The organism is Caballeronia sp. 11_S32 (assembly GCF_056930355.1).
In genome coordinates, this window is sequence record NZ_JBXOWH010000003.1 from 1,306,131 (window position 1) to 1,323,456 (window position 17,326).

Here is a 17,326-nt window from a genome sequence, read left to right on the forward strand (position 1 = left end):
CTGTAAATGCGTTATCGGATCGCGACCGCTCAGGCTTGAGCCATATGGCGCGCGTGACAACCAAACGCATGATCGTTCGTTCTGGGCGGGTTAAGCATGGGCAATGCTTTACCGACCCACAAATCCTTCGCTGCAAAAACTACGGTTTCATCGCTCCTTGATGGCTCTCCGGCGTGCCGCGCCCAGCCTGGCTCTGCACGAAACGCGATCATCGCGTACTTAAACTGTAGCTTTTCCTCTATGGATATAACGATACCGGGAAACCTGCGTTGACGCTCGATGGTGCAGGGCGGAAAATGGCTTGTTGTTGTATGAAACCGCACATATACGGCGAATCAGATGCGCGGCGAAGGGGAATGTGAAATTGGTGAGGGCGATTTCCGTCCGAAATCGCAAAGCTGTGTTCGATGTAAGCGATCGTTGCATCGGCGTGAACCATCCATCTCGCGGGATCGCTCATCGACTGCTGGCAGGATTGCTGTCCGAAAGAGCCAAATGCAAAAACCCGCGTCACTTTCGTGAACGCGGGTTTTTTGAATACTCGCTGGTGCCGGAAAGAGGAATCGAACCCCCGACCTTCGCATTACGAATGCGCTGCTCTACCGTCTGAGCTATTCCGGCTCCATTGTTGCTTTCGCTTAGTTCGTCAGCAACGAAGAAGTGAGATTATGCAGAGCATTCGGCATTTTGGCAATACCTGAGTCAATTTTTCTTTTCGAGATGGTAGCGGGTCACGCGATCCACTTCGCTCTTCGAGCCGAGGAACACCGCGACGCGCTGGTGCAGGCTCGTCGGCACGATATCGAGGATGCGCTCCTCGCCGTTCGTCGCAGCGCCACCGGCCTGCTCGACGATGAACGACATCGGGTTCGCTTCGTACATCAGGCGCAGCTTGCCGGGCTTCGACGGGTCGCGCTTGTCGGCCGGATACATGAAAATGCCGCCGCGGTTCAGGATGCGATGCACGTCGGCCACCATCGACGCGATCCAGCGCATGTTGAAGTCTTCCTTGCGCGCGCCGTCCTTGCCCGCGTTCAGCTCGCCGACGTAGCGCTGCACCGGCTCATACCAGTGACGCGTGTTCGACGCATTGATCGCGTACTCGCGCGTTTCGACCGGAATCTTCATGTCGCGCTGCGTGAGCACCCACGAGCCGAGTTCGCGATCAAGCGTGAAGCAGTTCACGCCGTGGCCGGTCGTCAGCACGAGCACCGTCTGCGGGCCATACACCGCATAGCCGGCCGCGACCTGCTGCGAACCCGGCTGCATGAACGCCGCTTCGCTCGGCTCGACACCGTCCGGGCAGCGCAGCACCGAGAAGATCGTGCCGATCGACACGTTCACGTCGATGTTCGACGAGCCGTCGAGCGGATCGAACGTCAGCAGGTAGTTGCCCTTCGGGTAGCGGTTCGGGATCGGGAAGATCTTTTCCATTTCTTCCGATGCCATCGCGGCGAGGTTGCCGCCCCATTCGTTGGCTTCGAGCAGAATTTCGTTCGAAAGTACGTCGAGCTTTTTCTGCACTTCACCCTGAACGTTCTCGCTGCCGGCCGAGCCGAGCGCCTCGCCCAGCGCGCCCTTGCTCACGTGATAGCTGATCTGCTTGCACGCGCGCGCGACGACTTCGATCAGGAGACGCAGGTCGGCCGGCAGATTCTGGTGTTCACGCTGCTGCTCGATCAGGTACTTCGAAAGCGTGGTGCGGCTGGAGATGGAGGACATGCTTAAGCTCCGTGAGCGTTAGACGAATGTTCACGATTCTAACCGCTCGACCCGGCTGCTCCATATGACAGCGACCGCGCGCATCCGCCATAAGCGAGAACGGCCGTCGCACGAAATCCCGCGCGACGGCCGTCGAACAGCAAAAATCCCCGACGAAACAGTGCTTAAGCGGCGAGCGCCTTCTCGACCACCTCGCGCACGTCTCGCGATTTCGCCTTCGACGCGACTTCGCTCAAAGCCGCGTGCATCTTCTCGCGGAGTTGCGGCGTGAAGCGGCGCCACAGTTCGAGCCCGCGCGCGAGACGCGCCGCGACTTGCGGATTGAGCGCGTCGAGCGCGATAACCTGCTCGGCCCAGAATGCGTAGCCGGAGCCGTCGGCGGCGTGGAATTGCGCCGGATTGCCGCTGCAGAAGCTGAAGATCAGCGAGCGGGCGCGATTCGGATTCTTGATGTTGAACGCCTGATGCTGCATCAGCTTGCGCACGATCTCGATCACCTTGCGGTCCGGCCCGCCGCGCTGCGTTGCCTGGAGCGCGAACCACTTGTCGATGACGAGCGCCTCGTTCTCGAAGCGGCGATAGAAGTCCGCCAGCGCCGCATCCGCGACGGTCGCATCCGCGCCCTTCGTCGCGCCGGCGAGCAGCAGCGCGGAGAGCGCTGCCGAGCGGTCCGTCATGTTGTTGGCGCCGTCGTACTGCGCCTGCGCGACCCTGACGGCCTCGCGCGGATCGTCGAGCTGGCTCAGATAGGCGAGGGCGAGATTCTTCAGGCCGCGTTTGCCGGCGTCTTCCGGCACCGGGCGATATTCGCCCGGCGTGCGGTTCGCTTCATAGGTTGCGAGCCACTTGTCGCGCAATTGCGACGCGAGGCGGCGGCTCATGAAGACGCGCGCCGCATGCACGGCGGCCGGATCGGACACGGTCATCTGCTCGGCGAGATAGCTTTCGGACGGCAGCATCAGCGCGAGTTCGCGGAACGCCGGCGTGAGCGTGGTGTCGTCGAGCACGCGGGCGAACGCGGCGATCACCTGATCGTCGATGGCGAGCGCGTCGCCCTGCGCGGCGCGCTCGGCGAGCGACAGCAGCTCGCGCGTGGCGAGACGCTGGCCGGCTTCCCAGCGGTTGAATGGATCGCTGTCGTGCGCGAGCAGGAACGCGAGTTCATCGTTCGTATAGTCGTATTCGACGATCACCGGCGCCGAGAAATTGCGCAACAGCGACGGCAGCGGCGTCTCGTTCACGTCGACGAAGGTGAACGATTGCTCGCGCCCGGTGAATTCGAGCACGCGCGTCGTGCCGTCCGGCTCCTTCTCGCCCTCGAGACGCAGCGGCAGATCCGCGCCGTTCTTGCCGATCAGGCCGACCGAGAACGGAATCAGGAGCGGTCCTTTCTGCGTTTCGCGCGCGGCCTCGGACGCTTCGCCGTAGCCCTGCGTGAGCGTCAGGGTATAGCGCTTGTTCGCGGCGTCGTAGTTTGCGCGCACGGAGACCCGCGGCGTGCCCGCCTGGCTGTACCAGCGCTCGAATTGCGCGAGATCGCGATGATTCGCGTCGGCGAGCGCCTGGCGGAAGTCGTCGCAGGTGACGGCCTGGCCGTCGAACCGCTGGAAGTAGAGGTCCATGCCGCGGCGGAAGCCGTCGCGGCCGAAAAGCGTCTGATACATCCGCACGACTTCCGAACCTTTCTCGTAGACGGTCATCGTGTAGAAGTTGTTGATCTCGACGTAGCTCTCGGGGCGCACCGGATGCGCCATCGGGCCGGCATCCTCGGCGAACTGCATCTGACGCAGCACGCGCACGTCCTCGATGCGCTTGGTCGCGCGCGCGGCGGCGCTCGCAGCGCCTTCGGCGTCGCCCGCGGCCATGTCGGCGGAGAATTCCTGATCGCGGAACACGGTCAGGCCTTCCTTCAGGCTCAACTGGAACCAGTCGCGGCAGGTCACGCGGTTGCCGGTCCAGTTATGGAAGTACTCATGGCCGACCACGGCCTCGATGTTCGAGAAATCCGTGTCCGTCGCGGTTTCGGGGTTCGCGAGGACATACTTCGTATTGAAGATGTTGAGGCCCTTGTTCTCCATCGCGCCCATGTTGAAATCGCTCACCGCGACGATCATGAAGCGGTCGAGATCCAGCTCCAGCCCGAAGCGCTTTTCGTCCCAGCGGATCGAGTTGATGAGCGAATCCATCGCGTGACGGGTTTTATCCAGATCATGCGGCTCGACCCAGACCTGCAGGAGCTTCTCCTTGCCCGAGCCAGACTTGATGCGCTCCTCGATGCACACCAGCTTGCCCGCGACCAGCGCGAACAGATAGCTCGGCTTTTTGAACGGGTCTTCCCATGTGGCGAAGTGACGGCCATCGGGCAGATCGCCTTCCGCGATCAGATTGCCGTTGGACAGCAGCACCGGATACGCGGTCTTGTCGGCGCGCAGCGTGACGGTGTAGGTGGCCATCACGTCGGGGCGATCGAGGAAGTAGGTGATGCGGCGAAAGCCCTCGGCCTCGCACTGCGTGAAGAAGTTGCCGCTGGAGACATAAAGTCCGGAGAGCGTCGTGTTCCCGGCCGGATCGCAGAGGCTCTCGATGCTGAGCTCGAAGACATCAGCCGGAATATTGCCGATGGACAGTCCGTTTTCATGGACACGGACATCCGCGTGCCCGACGCCGTCGATCGCCGCGCTCACGAATTCGAGCTGTTCGCCCATCAACTCGAGGCGCGATGCGTCGCCCTGGGCGTCGGGGTTGCGGCGCAGTTTCATCGTGTTCTTCACGACCGTGCGCGATGGCACGAGATCGAATTCGAGCGCGACGGAGTCGATCAGAAACGCGGGCGGCGTGTAGTCCTGGCGGCGAATCACTGCGGATGCGGTCGTGGTAGACATGGCAAGATCTTCAAAGTGAATGGGGCGGCGCGGACGCACGTCGTGGCCTTGTCGCTCGAGGCACGAATGCGGGCGCGGCATGTCGAACCATTGTACAAAACACCCGTCGATCGTGAGCGGCGCCATCGGCGGCTTTGCTGGCCGTGCGCGCGAGCGGCGCACGTGCGCGCAGCCTTCGCGCTATCTATAACTAAGAAAGGCAGTGTCCGAAGTGAGGATGACCATGAATTTCCCGATCAAAGCGCTCTTCAGATGGACGCTGGTACTGGCCGCGCTGTGGCTCGCGGGCTGCACGACCTACGTGCAGACGCAGGTGACCGCGTTCTCCGACTGGACCGGCAGCGATGCGACGCGCACCTACGCGTTCGCGCGTCAGGGCGAGCAGCAGAACAGCATCGAGCAGACGACCTACGAGACGCTCGTCGCCAACGAGCTGTCGAAGTACAACTTCCGGCAAGTCCCCGACGCGAGCGCGAACTATCAGGTGACGCTCGCCTATTCGGTGCGCGGCGATCTCGTGACCGTGCGTCAGCCGGTCTATTACGACCCCTGGCCGATGTACGGCCCCTATGGCCGTCCGTTCTGGGGGCCGTGGGGCGGCTGGGGTCCGTATGGCCCGTGGGGCCCGACGGGCTATGTCGATCAGAGCTATCCGGTGTACGTCCACGCGCTGCAGATCCGCATGACCGACCGCAAGACTGGCCGCGAAGTCTACAAGGTGATCGCGGTGAATTCGACGGGTGACGCGTCGCTCTATCAGGCGATGCCGTACCTCACGCGCAGCGCGCTCGCGAACTTCCCGCTCGGCAACGGCACGGTGCGCACGGTGACCTTGCCGGTGGACAAGGACGGCGGCGTCTCGAACGAAACGGCGGCGTCCCTCAACTCGAACGAGCGCAACGTCGCGCCCGCGCCGGCGTCCAAAACCGTGGACTGAGCGTGAAAAGAGGGCGGCTGCGCTCGTCGGAAATTATTGCCACGGCGCGCGCTCGCCGATTCGTTTCGCACCGCCGCGCAAGTTTCGAAAGCGTCCGGCGGCCTTGACTAAAAAGGGATTCATCGCCGCGGCGACGGGCCGCAATATATGCAGCTTCGATGAATTAGCGATATATTCGCGGGATGACAAAATCGTGTCCGCCCCGTCCTGAAGCCGTTCCCGAGCCCACCACATGGGATGCGCGGCTCGCCCGCCGCCTCGTCACGCCGCTGATCGGCACCCCGGTAACGCCCAATCACCTGACGACCCTGCGCCTCGTCATCGGTCTGGCCGGGGCGTACTATCTGTCGCTCGGTGAATTCTGGATGTGCACGCTCGGCGCGCTCCTCATCGCGCTGTCGAACCTCGTCGATCACACGGACGGCGAGCTCGCGCGCATCAGCGGGCAGTCGAGCAAGATCGGACACTTCTATGACCTCGCGTCCGATGCGCTCGTGACCGTGCTGCTGTTCCTCGGCATCGGCTTTTACGTGGCGGTGCATCACCCGTCGATGATCGTGCCGGCGCAATGGCTCGGCGGCATCGCGGGCGTGGCGGTCGCGCTGATTTTTTTCCTGCGCATGCGCATCGAGTCGATGGTCGGCAAGTCGGGCACGAAGCAGGCGTCGATGGCCGGATTCGAAACCGAAGACGTGTTGTATCTGCTGCCGGTCGTGACCATCCTGAACGGCATGACGCCGTTTCTAATTGCCGCGTCGATCGGCGCGCCGCTCTTCGCGGTGTATGTGGCGGTGGATTATCAGCGCGTCACCCGGCACCTGAGACAGCGCATGCAGGCGTCGCGCACAATAGACGGCAACGATTTCCAGGCGGTGAAATGAGCGATACGGCAACTCCGGACAACACGCTGACCCAGCCGGCGCAAGCTTCGGTTGCGCGCCCGTCGAAGCGCGACATCGACTCGACATTGAACGCGCGCCTCGCCGCGCTGCAAACGCCGAAGCTGCGCGACGAGTACGGTGAGCAGGGCGCGTTTCTGTACATCGAGGACTTTCTGCCGCGCGATTACACCGAGCGCCTGATCGCCGCCGTGCACGACGTGATGCCTGCCGTGAACCGCAACTATCTGCCGGGTCACAAGGCGGGCGGCAGCGTGAGCCGCCATACGCTCGACAAGCTCGCGCCGTTCATCGCCGATCTGTACCGCTCGGAAGCGCTGATCAAGTGGCTGGAGACGATCACCGGCGACAAGCTGCAACTCTCGCCCGAAGACGATCCGCATGCCTACGCGCTTTACTTCTACACGCGTCCGGGCGATCACATCGGCTGGCATTACGACACCTCGTATTACGAAGGCCGCCGCTATACGCTGCTGCTCGGCGTGATCGACGATTCCTCCTGCGCGCTCGAATACGAACTGCACACGCGCACGCCGGAGATTCCGGATCAGCCGGGCTCCGTGCAGTATCCGCCCGGCGCGTTCGTGCTGTTCGACGGCGACAAGCTGCGCCACCGCGTCACGCCGCTCGGCGAGAACGAAATGCGCGTGTCGCTCACGTTCGAGTACGTGACGAACCCCAACATGCGGCCGTTTCAGCGCTTCATCTCGAACATGAAGGACTCGATCGCTTATTTCGGCTTCAGGCAGGTCTTTCGCCGCAAGGGCGGCAAGAACGGACCGGCATGAGCCGCGCGGGCACATTTCTGCTTTCCGTCGGCGTGGTGTTGTTCATCGCGCTGCTCGGCTGGCAAGGCTTCGGTTCGGTGGCGTCCACCTTGGCCGCCGCGGGCTGGGGCTTGCTCGTGGTCGCGGCGTTCCACTTCGTGCCGCTCGTCGTCGATGCCGGCGCGATCAGCGTGCTCTTCTCCCGCAAGGAGCGCGACGTCTCCCTGCGCGACGCACTGCTCGCGCGCTGGGCCGGCGAATCGGTGAACAGCCTGATGCCCGCCGGCCAGATCGGCGGGCCGATGCTGATGGTCCGCTATCTCGCGCAGCGCGGCATGCGCGCGCGGGATGCCGCCGCCGTCATCACCATCAGCACGACGATGCAAACCGTCGCGCAACTGATCTTCGCGCTGATCGGCGTCGTGCTGCTGACGGGCTACGCGGCGGGCGGCTCGTCGTCGAGCGTGACGATCGCCGTGCTCGCGGTGATCGGCGTGATCGGCCTCATGATCTTCGGCTTCTATCTGGCGCAGCGGCGCGGTCTCTTCGGCCGCGCGATGCGCTTCGCGTCCGGCATCGCCGCGAAGTTTTCGGCGAAGCGCGACTGGTCGTCGCTGGTCACGCGCGCCGAAGCCGTCGATGCCGCCGTGCACGAGCTCTATCGCGAGCGCGGCAAGGTCGCGTCGAGCTTCGGCCTGAGCCTCATCGGCTGGATCGTCGGCACGGGGGAAGTGTGGCTCGCGCTGCATCTGCTCGGCCATCCGGTCGGCTGGACGGAAGCGCTCCTGCTCGAAAGCCTCGGGCAGGCGATTCGCGGCGCGGCCTTCGCCATTCCCGGCTCGCTCGGCGTGCAGGAAGGCGGCTATCTGCTGCTCGCGCGTCTCGTTGGCCTGCCGCCCGAGGCGGCGCTCGCGCTTTCGCTCGCGAAGCGCGCGCGCGAACTGCTGCTCGGCGTGCCGGGCATCGTTTATCTGCATTTCGTTGAAAAAGGCTGGCAGCGCCGCCGTCTCGCGCGCGTGCCGGATATCGACTGACCCACCCACGAAGGGAACACAACCATGCGCGCAATTATTCTTGCGGCCGGGATGGGCTTGCGCCTCGTTCAGCCCGAAGGCCAGCAAAAGCCGAAGTGCCTCCTGCGCTTTGGCGACGCATCGCTGCTCGAACGTCATCTGCACTTTTTGAAGGCCGCGGGCGTCGATGAAGTCGTCTTCGTGACCGGCTTCAAGAGCGAGCAGATCGAAGCGGAGCTCGCCTCCATCGACTGGAAGCCGAAGACGGAAATCGTCGTCAACGAAGAATTCACGCTCGGCAGCGTGCTGTCCGTGCACACCGCGCGCGATGCGATGACGCGCGGCGGCGATATCCTGCTGATGGACGCCGACGTGCTCTACGACGAGCGCATTGTCGAGCCGCTCGTCGCGGGTGGCAGCGTGAACCGTCTGTTGATCGACCGCGATTTCGAAGCCGGCGACGAGCCCGTGAAGCTGTGCGTCGAGAACGGCGTGCCGGTCGAATTGCGCAAGCAGGTCGCGGCGGGGCTGAACTATGACACCATCGGCGAATCGGTGGGCTTTTTCCGCTTCGATGAAAAAACCGCCACGCGCCTGGCCGAAATCTGCGCCGATTACGTCGCGACCGGCCGCGGGAAGATGCCGCACGAAGAAGCGGTGCGCGATCTGTTGCTGGAGAATTTGCAGAACCCGTCCCACGTGTTCGATATCGCCGATGTGACCGGCGCGCCGTGGATCGAAATCGATTTTCAGAACGACGTGAAGCGCGCGGCAGACGAAGTGCTGCCGCAATTGAACGCGCTGCGTCAGTTTGCAGGAGCCTCCCAACAATGAACGCACCCGGAAACATTCCCGTCGGCTACTCGCGCACGATGCGCCTGCGCGAAATGCTGCAGAGCAATCGCCTCGAATTCCTGATGGAAGCGCACAACGGCATCTCGGCGCGCATCGCGAAGGAGGCCGGCTTCAAGGCGATCTGGGGCTCGGGCCTGTCGATCTCCGCGCAATTCGGCGTGCGCGACAACAACGAGGCGAGCTGGACGCAGGTCGTCGACAACCTCGAGTTCATGGCGGACGCGAGCGATCTGCCCATTCTGCTCGACGGCGACACCGGCTACGGCAACTTCAACAACGTGCGCCGTCTCGTGAAGAAGCTGGAGCAGCGCGGCATCGCGGGCGTGTGCATCGAGGACAAGCAGTTTCCGAAGACCAACAGCTTCATCAATGGCGAAGCGCAGCCGCTCGCCGATATCGACGAGTTCTGCGGCAAGATCAAGGCCGGCAAGGACTCGCAAAGCGATCCGAACTTTTCGATCGTCGCGCGCGTCGAGGCGCTGATCGCGGGCTGGGGCATGGAAGAAGCGTTGAAGCGCGCCGAGGCGTATCGCCAGGCGGGCGCGGACGCGATCCTGATCCACAGCAAGCTCTCCAAGCCCGATGAAATTCTCACATTCGCGCGCGAATGGGCCGGGCGCGGCCCGCTCGTCATCGTGCCGACGAAGTACTACAGCACCCCGACCGACGCGTTCCGTCAGGCGGGCATCAGCTGCGTGATCTGGGCGAACCATCTGATCCGCGGCGCGGTTTCGGCGATGCAGGCGATCGCGAAGGAAATCCACGACAGCGAGACGCTCGTCAATGTGGAAGACCGCATCGCGTCGGTGAACGAGATCTTCCGTCTGCAGGATGCGGATGAGTACTCGGCCGCCGAGAACATCTATCTGACGGCGGCGAACGAAAAGCGCAGCGCGATCGTGCTCGCCGCGAGCCGTGGCGCGGGCCTCGAAGCGCTGACCGAAGAGCGCCCGAAAGTCATGCTGCCGGTCGCGGGCAAGCCGCTTCTGCGCCATCTGGTCGAAGCGTTCAAAAAGGAAAGCATCAACGACATCACGGTCGTCGGCGGTTATCGCGCCGATGCGATCGAGACGGGCGGGATTCGTGTCGTCGTCAACGAGAAGCATGAGTCGACGGGCGAGCTCGCGTCGCTCGCATGCGCCGTGAAGCACATGAACGGCGATACCGTGATTTCCTACGGCGACTTGCTGTTCCGCAGCTACATCCTGCGCGATCTGGTGGAATCGGACAGCGACTTCTGCATCGTCGTCGATTCTTCGCAGGCGCCGCAGGCGGGCGCTGCCGCAACCGACTTCGCCTATTGCTCGACCGCCGACGATCGCGCGCTCTTCGGCCAGAAAGTGTGGCTCGAAAGCGTGGTCGGCGCGGGTCAGAGCCTCTCCGATGACCGCGCGCCGCAAGGCCGCTGGATGGGCCTCGTCAAGGTGCGCGCCGGTGCGCGCGAACGCCTCGCCGCGACGCTCGGACAACTGCAGCAACGCGCCGACTTCGACCAGCTCGACACGGCCGCGCTGCTCAACGCGCTGATCGCCGCCGGCCAGAAGATCGAAGTGCAATACGTGCACGGCCACTGGCGCGGCGTGAACGATCTCGACGATTTCCGCCGCGCGGGCGATTTCGCGCACGGTCAGACGCCCATCGGTTCGGAAGGCACGGAGAACGCGCGTGATTGAGGCCGCCCAGTTCGTCGAGGCCGCGCGCGAGCGTGGTTTCGACTGGTATGCCGGCGTGCCGTGCTCGTTTCTGACGCCGTTCATCAACTACGTGCTGCAGGATGAGTCGCTGCATTACGTGTCGGCGGCGAACGAAGGCGATGCGGTCGCGCTGATCGCGGGCGTCGCGCTCGGCGGCGGCGTGAAAAGACGCGGCATCGCGATGATGCAGAACTCCGGTCTCGGCAACGCGGTGAGTCCGCTCACGTCGCTGACGTGGACATTCCGTCTGCCGCAATTGCTGATCGTCACGTGGCGCGGCCAGCCCGGCGTTCACGACGAGCCGCAGCACGCGCTGATGGGCCCGATCACGCCGCAGATGCTCGAGACGATGGAGATTCCGTGGGAGCTTTTCCCGACGGAAGGCGATCAGATCGGCCCGGCGCTCGATCGCGCGACGGAATATATGGACCGCACCGGCCGTCCATATGCGCTCGTCATGCAAAAGGGCAGCGTCGCGCCGTATGAGCTGAAGAAGACCGGTTTGTCGGGCGTGCGCGCCAACCGGCATCCCGCGCCTCAGCAGCGCTTCGAGGGCGAGCGCGTGACGCGTCACGATGCGCTTCGGAAAGTCATCGCGAACACCCCGAAGGATTCGACGGTCGTGCTCGCTTCGACGGGTTTCTGCGGCCGCGAGCTATACGCGATCGACGATCGCGAGAACCAGCTCTATCTCGTCGGCTCGATGGGCTGCGTGACGCCGATGGCGCTGGGCCTCGCGCTCTCGCGCCCGGACCTCACCGTCGTCGCGCTCGATGGCGACGGCGCCGCGCTCATGCGCATGGGCGTCTTCGCAACGCTCGGCGCCTACGGCCCGTCAAACCTGATTCACCTGCTGCTCGACAACGGCGCGCACGAGTCCACAGGCGGCCAGGCAACCGTTTCGCGCGAAGTCGATTTCGCGTCGATCGCTTCGGCGTGCGGCTACGCGCTCGCGCTCGATGGCGACGATATCGGCGTGATCGATCGTCTCTTCGAAACACGGAACGTGGATGGCGTGCGTTTCGCGCGCCTGTCGATCAGAACCGGCACGCCGTCCGATCTGCCGCGCCCGAAAATCACGCCCGAGGACGTGCGCGCGCGCTTGCAACAACACATAGGAGGCCGATGATGCTGCTGCTCAATCCGGGTCCTGTCACGCTGACCGAACGCGTGCGCAAGAGCCTGCTGCAAACCGACTTGTGCCATCGCGAGCCGGAGTTTTTCGATCTTCAGGATGAGGCGCGCAAGCGTCTCGTCGCCGCTTACGAGCTCGATCCCGCCGTGTGGAGCGCCGTGCTGATGACGGGCTCGGGCACCGCCGCGGTCGAAAGCATGATCGCCGGGCTGGTGCCGGAAGGCGGGCGTCTGCTCGTCGTGGAAAACGGCGTATATGGCGATCGCATCGTGCAGATCGCGAAGCAGTACGGCATCGACCACGAAATCGTGAAGTACGAGTGGATGCAGGCGCCGGACATCGACGCGATCATCGCGCTGCTCGACAGCAAGAAATTTACGAACGTCGCGATCATCCACCACGAAACGACAACGGGCCGCCTGAACACGATCGACAAGCTGTCGCGTGCGTGCGGCGAGCGCGGTATCGGTCTCTTGCTCGACGCGGTGAGCAGCTTCGGCGCGGAAGCGATCGACTTCGACGGCGGCGGCATCGCCGCAATCGCCGCGACGGCGAACAAGTGCCTGCACGGCGTGCCAGGCGCGGCCTTCGTCATCGCGAAGCGCGATGCGCTGGCGAAAGCCGCGAACCGCACGTATTACCTCGGTATCGCGCGGCTGGCAAAGCTGCAGGATGAGCGCAACACGCCGTTCACGCCGTCCGTGCACGCGTATTACGCGCTCGTCGAAGCGCTGCGCGAGTTCGAGGAAGAAGGCGGCTGGCGCGCGCGCCACAAGCGCTATGCCAAGCTCGCGGAGCAGGTTCACGCGGGATTGGCGAATCTGGGTATCGGGAGCGCGTTGTCGCCCGAGGAATCGTCGGTGGTGTTGCGGGCGTATCGGCTGCCTGCCGGCATGACCTACGAAAAGCTGCACGATGCGCTCAAGGCCAAGGGCTTCGTGATCTACGCGGGGCAGGGCGGGTTATCGAAGGAACTGTTCCGCATCTCGACGATGGGCGCGCTCGACGCGAACGACATGGACCGGCTGATTTCGTCGTTCGTCGAGTTGCTGCGCTGATCACAGCTTGCAAAAAATCGCCGTGATGAAGGGCGCGACGTGGCGCACGACCGCGTCGCTGCCCGCGGCGCGCACCTTCTGGGCGACTTCGTCGTCGCCGCCCCACACTACGGCGCCATACGCCGCATCCCCGATCGGTTCGCCCTTGCCTTCCTTGAAGAGCGGATCGTCCTTCTGATACGCCACCAGCGCGTACACCTTGAAGCCGTACGCTGTCAGCGTCGCGCCTTTGACCGGCCTGAACGCGTTGATCGAGTTGTTCTCGACGCGCATCGGTTTCGCTTCGAGAAGATGCTTGTCCTGCAGCGGCGCGATGAAGTCGTGCGGCGTCGATTTGCAGTCGAGCTGCCCCTCCAGCGCTTCGGCGTGGGCGAGCGCGGCCATCGACGCGAACGTTATCGGCAGAACAAAGCGAATGGAGCGGAAGGCGTTCATGGCGGCGCAAGGAACGTGACAGCCAGCACTTTAACGAGAATGCAACATTTGTGCTCGATCCGTCGAGCGAATCGTCGCGGCTTTCGTGGCTCGCCATACGAAAACGCCCTTCGGGCGAAGGGCGTCCGTCGTGCAACTTCAGGGGAACGTCAGGCCGCCAGCTCCAGCTTCGCCGTCTTGCGTTTGTCGCGCGAATGCACGCGCTTGCCCGCCGCGTAGGTCTCGAACACCGCGCGATCGTCGCCGAGCAGCGCGAACGCGAACAGCAGCTCTTCCAGCGATTCCGTGCGCGATGTGCGGCGCGCGAGCAGCGGCGTCGCGGCCGGATCGAGCACGACGAAGTCCGCTTCGCTGCCGGGCGCGAGCGTGCCGATCCTGTCATCGAGTTCGAGGACCTGCGCGGCGCCGGTCGTCGCGAGCCAGAACATGCGCGTCGCGGTCAGATGATGCCCTGTCAGGCGCGCGACCTTGTGCGCTTCGTTCATCGTTTGCAGCATCGAGAACGACGTGCCGCCGCCGACATCCGTCGCGAGCGCCACCGGCATGTTCGACGCGCCCGCCTTCTCGAAGTCGAACAATCCGCTGCCGAGGAACAGGTTCGACGTCGGGCAATGCGATGCCACCGCGCCCGTTTCCGCCATGCGCTCGCGGTCGCGGTCGTCGAGATAGATGCAGTGGCCGTACACCGCGCGGCGGCGCAGCAGACCGTAATGGTCATAGATGTCGAGATAGCTGCGATGCCCCGGAAACAGGCTCTCGACCCATTTGATCTCGTCGGTGTTTTCCGCGACGTGGCTCTGGATGAACACATCGCCATGTTTCTGCGCGAGCGCGCCGCACGCTTCGAGCTGCGCTTCCGTCGAGGTCGGCGCGAAACGCGGCGTCAGCGCGTAATGCTGCCGGCCGCGCCCGTGCCAGCGCGCGATGAGTTCGGCACTGTCGTCGTAGCCGGATTGCGCCGTGTCGCGCAAAAACTCGGGGCAATTGCGATCCATCAGCACCTTGCCCGCGATCATGCGCGTATTGCGCGCTTCGCTTTCGGTGAAGAACGCGTCCGCCGACTGCTTGTGCACCGTGCAGTAGACGAGCGCCGTGGTCGTGCCGCACGCGAGCAGTTCGTCGATGAAAAAGCTCGCCGTCTCGCGCGCGACAGCCGGGTTTTCGAAACCGCGCTCCGTGGGAAAGGTGTACGTGTTCAGCCACGGCAGCAGGCCCGGCGCGGGCGAAGCGATCATGTCCGTCTGCGGATAGTGAATGTGCGAGTCGATGAAACCCGGCACGATCAGCTTGTCGCGCATCGAGTGCACGGTCGTGTCGGCGGCGAGCCGGTCGCGGATGGACGCATACGCGCCTGCCGCGACCACCTTGCCGTCCTCGACGATCAGGAGGCCATCGGCCTCATACACCGCGCCATCGGCGGCATGCGCGGGGTCTTCGCGAAAGGTCAGCAACTGGGCGCGGTAGGCGGTCTGAGTCATGATGCAACGTCTCCGAATATAAGTATTTACAACTGCGAAAGCAGCACTAACGAAAAGGCCGCGATGATCCACATCGCCGGCTTGATTTCGCGCCCACGCCCGGTCGCCGACTTCAGCACGACGAACGCGAGAAAGCCGTACGCGACGCCATCGGTGATGGAGTAGGTCAGCGGGATCAGGATCATCGCGAGGAACGCGGGAATGGCTTCGTCGAAGCGATGCCATTCGATCTGCGTGATCGCTTCCATCATGAACACGCCGACGAGCACGAGCGCGGGCGCGGTCGCGATTGCCGGAACGAGCGACAAGAGCGGCGAAAGGAACAGGAACGGCAGGAAGCACAAGCCCGCGACGACCGCGACGAGACCCGTGCGTCCGCCCGCCGAAATGCCCGCCGCCGATTCGATGTACGCGTTCGCCGGGCTCGTGCCGAGCGGCGCGGACACGAGCGCGGAGAACGAATCGACCATCATCGACTGGCGGATGTTGCGCGGGTTGCCGTCACGGTCGTAGAGCTTGCCGGCTTCGGAAATCGCCATGAAGGTGGAGAGCGCGTCGAAGAACGAAGTGAACAGCATCACGAAGATGAACGGCCAGTAGATGACCTTGAGCGAGCCCATCAGGTCGAGCTGGCCGACCGCGGAAAAGTCCGGCGCGGCGAAGAGGCCGTTCCAGTTGACGAGCGTCTTCGTCGCGATGGCGGCGGGCCAGTACGCGGTGCCGTCGCCATAGAAGCGGCCGATCGGAATCGCGATGATCGTCGTGAACACGATGCCGAGCATCAAAGCGCCCGTGACCTTGCGCGCGACGAGCACCGTCGTGACGGCGAGGCCGACGAGAAACGTGATGACGACCGGATTCAGCGACGCCGAATGCACGATCGTGACCGGATCGCCGACGACGAATTTCGCGTTCACCAACCCGATCAGGCTGATGAACAGGCCGATGCCGCACGACACCGCGTGCCGCAGATTCGCGGGAATCGCATCGACGACGAGCTTGCGCGCGTTGAACGCCGCGAGCACCGCGAAGATCACGCCGGACCAGAACACGCAGCCGAGCGCGGTCTGCCACGGCATCTTGCCGCCGTGAACCATGACGAACGCGAAGAGCGCGTTCATGCCCATGCCGGGCGCGACGAGCACCGGATTGCGCGCGTAGAGGCCCATCGCGCAACTGCCGAGAAAGCTGACGATGACGGTCGCCGTCAGCGCGGCGGGAAAAGGCACGCCCGCTTGCGAAAGGATGCCCGGATTGACGACGATGATGTACATCGCCGTGAGGAACGTCGTGATACCGGCGACGATTTCGGTCTTGGTGCGGGAGCCCGCGGCGCGAATGCCGAAGAAGCGTTCGAGGGCGGTGTTGTCTTTTTGAAGTGTTGCGGTTGTTTCCATCTTGCTTGCTTACTGCTTCCAGTGCGTATCCAGGCGCGCGACCATCGCGGCGCGCTCTTCTTCGGTGACGAACGAGGCTTGGAGACTGTTCTTCAACAGCGTGTAGACCTCGTGATCCGTGAGCTTCAGCGCATCGACGATCGCGAAGTAGTTCGCGTTGACGTAGCCGCCGAAGTACGCGGGATCGTCGGAGTTGATCATCACCGCGACGCCCTGATCGAGCAGGTCCTTCAACGTGTGCTTCGTCATGTCGTCGAACACGCAGAGCTTGATGTTCGACAGCGGGCACACGGTCAATGCGATGCGCGCATCCGCGAGACGCGCGACGAGCGCCGCGTCCTCGATGCTGCGCACGCCGTGATCGACGCGATCCACTTTCAGCAGATCGAGCGCTTCGTACACATACGACGGCGGTCCTTCCTCGCCTGCATGCGCGACGAGCTTGAGACCGCGCTCACGCGCCTTCGCGAACACGCGCTCGAACTTCGACGGCGGATGACCGCGCTCCGACGAGTCCAGCCCGACGCCGATCAGGCGATGCTTGTACTTGTCGAAGAGGGGCAGCGCGGCATCGAAGGTGGCGAGCGCGTCTTCTTCGGAGAGATGCCGCAGGAAGCACAGGATCAGCCTGCTCGACAAACCGCGCTTTTCGCCTTCGAGCAAGGCGGCGTCGATGCCCGCGACGACCGTTTCGATCGATACGCCGCGTTCGGTATGCGTTTGCGGATCGAAGAAGATTTCCGCATGCGCGACATGGTCCGCGAGCGCGCGCTCGACGTAGGCCATCGTCATGTCGTAGAAGTCCTGCTCGGTCAGCAGCACGCTCGCGCCGGCGTAGTAGATGTCGAGGAAGGACTGCAGATCGGTGAATGCGTAAGCGGCGCGCAACGCCTCGATGGAGTCGTACGCGAGCTTCACGTTATTGCGTTTCGCGAGCGCGAAGATCAGCTCCGGCTCGAGCGACCCTTCGATATGGATATGCAGCTCGGCTTTCGGCGCGTGCGCAATCTTGTCGGCGAGTGTGGGGTTCATGGCTTTGTTGTGTTGGGGCTAC

Annotated in this window: 14 protein-coding genes and 1 tRNA gene; 8 read left to right on the plus strand and 7 right to left on the minus strand. The window is 63.8% G+C overall.

Features of this window, described 5'->3' with window-relative positions:
- Positions 1-545: 545 nt before the first annotated feature.
- From AC1Z32_RS17685 to pepN, 3 genes are all read right to left on the minus strand, one after another.
- Positions 546-621: transfer RNA gene (locus AC1Z32_RS17685), tRNA-Thr, on the minus strand.
- 81 nt (positions 622-702) lie between these two features.
- Complete coding sequence (locus AC1Z32_RS17690) at positions 703-1,722, minus strand: class 1 fructose-bisphosphatase (RefSeq protein ID WP_483479842.1); 1,020 nt, start codon at positions 1,720-1,722, stop codon at positions 703-705.
- A 164-nt stretch (positions 1,723-1,886) separates the two neighbouring features.
- Complete coding sequence (gene pepN / locus AC1Z32_RS17695) at positions 1,887-4,604, minus strand: aminopeptidase N (RefSeq protein ID WP_483479843.1); 2,718 nt, start codon at positions 4,602-4,604, stop codon at positions 1,887-1,889.
- Positions 4,605-4,827: 223 nt separating this feature from the next.
- Between pepN and AC1Z32_RS17700 the strand changes: the two genes are divergently transcribed.
- The 8 genes from AC1Z32_RS17700 (at position 4,828) to AC1Z32_RS17735 (ending at position 12,962) form a co-directional block, all read left to right on the plus strand.
- A complete protein-coding gene (locus AC1Z32_RS17700) occupies positions 4,828-5,541 on the plus strand; it encodes a DUF4136 domain-containing protein (protein ID WP_483479844.1) in 714 nt (237 codons plus the stop codon).
- Positions 5,542-5,723: 182 nt separating this feature from the next.
- Positions 5,724-6,422 carry a CDP-alcohol phosphatidyltransferase family protein gene (locus tag AC1Z32_RS17705; RefSeq protein ID WP_483479845.1) on the plus strand — a complete coding sequence of 233 codons (699 nt, stop codon included), beginning with the start codon at positions 5,724-5,726 and terminating at the stop codon, positions 6,420-6,422.
- Positions 6,419-7,228, plus strand: coding sequence for a HalD/BesD family halogenase (locus AC1Z32_RS17710; protein WP_483479846.1), 810 nt, complete (start codon positions 6,419-6,421; stop codon positions 7,226-7,228). The genes AC1Z32_RS17705 and AC1Z32_RS17710 overlap by 4 nt, the downstream gene beginning before the upstream one ends.
- Positions 7,225-8,241 carry a flippase-like domain-containing protein gene (locus AC1Z32_RS17715; RefSeq protein ID WP_483479847.1) on the plus strand — a complete coding sequence of 339 codons (1,017 nt, stop codon included), beginning with the start codon at positions 7,225-7,227 and terminating at the stop codon, positions 8,239-8,241. The genes AC1Z32_RS17710 and AC1Z32_RS17715 overlap by 4 nt, the downstream gene beginning before the upstream one ends.
- Positions 8,242-8,265: 24 nt before the next feature.
- Positions 8,266-9,054, plus strand: a complete 789-nt coding sequence (locus AC1Z32_RS17720; RefSeq protein ID WP_483479848.1) for a phosphocholine cytidylyltransferase family protein — start codon at positions 8,266-8,268, stop codon at positions 9,052-9,054.
- On the plus strand, positions 9,051-10,748 hold the full coding sequence (gene aepX / locus AC1Z32_RS17725; protein WP_483479849.1) for a phosphoenolpyruvate mutase: 1,698 nt from the start codon (positions 9,051-9,053) through the stop codon (positions 10,746-10,748). The genes AC1Z32_RS17720 and aepX overlap by 4 nt, the downstream gene beginning before the upstream one ends.
- Positions 10,741-11,898 carry a phosphonopyruvate decarboxylase gene (gene aepY, locus AC1Z32_RS17730; protein ID WP_483479850.1) on the plus strand — a complete coding sequence of 386 codons (1,158 nt, stop codon included), beginning with the start codon at positions 10,741-10,743 and terminating at the stop codon, positions 11,896-11,898. Before aepX ends, aepY begins: the two co-directional genes overlap by 8 nt.
- Positions 11,898-12,962 carry a 2-aminoethylphosphonate aminotransferase gene (locus AC1Z32_RS17735; protein WP_483481668.1) on the plus strand — a complete coding sequence of 355 codons (1,065 nt, stop codon included), beginning with the start codon at positions 11,898-11,900 and terminating at the stop codon, positions 12,960-12,962. Before aepY ends, AC1Z32_RS17735 begins: the two co-directional genes overlap by 1 nt.
- Here the strand turns inward: AC1Z32_RS17735 and AC1Z32_RS17740 are convergent, their stop codons facing one another.
- The 4 genes from AC1Z32_RS17740 to AC1Z32_RS17755 form a co-directional block, all read right to left on the minus strand.
- Complete coding sequence (locus AC1Z32_RS17740; protein WP_483479851.1) at positions 12,963-13,397, minus strand: hypothetical protein; 435 nt, start codon at positions 13,395-13,397, stop codon at positions 12,963-12,965. It lies immediately after the preceding gene.
- 149 nt (positions 13,398-13,546) lie between these two features.
- Positions 13,547-14,875 (minus strand): guanine deaminase, encoded by a 1,329-nt coding sequence (guaD, locus tag AC1Z32_RS17745; RefSeq protein ID WP_483479852.1) that lies wholly within the window; start codon positions 14,873-14,875, stop codon positions 13,547-13,549.
- 26 nt (positions 14,876-14,901) lie between these two features.
- A complete protein-coding gene (locus AC1Z32_RS17750) occupies positions 14,902-16,272 on the minus strand; it encodes an NCS2 family permease (RefSeq protein WP_483479853.1) in 1,371 nt (456 codons plus the stop codon).
- A gap of 9 nt (positions 16,273-16,281) precedes the next feature.
- Positions 16,282-17,304, minus strand: coding sequence for an adenosine deaminase (locus AC1Z32_RS17755; RefSeq protein WP_483479854.1), 1,023 nt, complete (start codon positions 17,302-17,304; stop codon positions 16,282-16,284).
- Between the last annotated feature and the right edge of the window lie 22 nt (positions 17,305-17,326).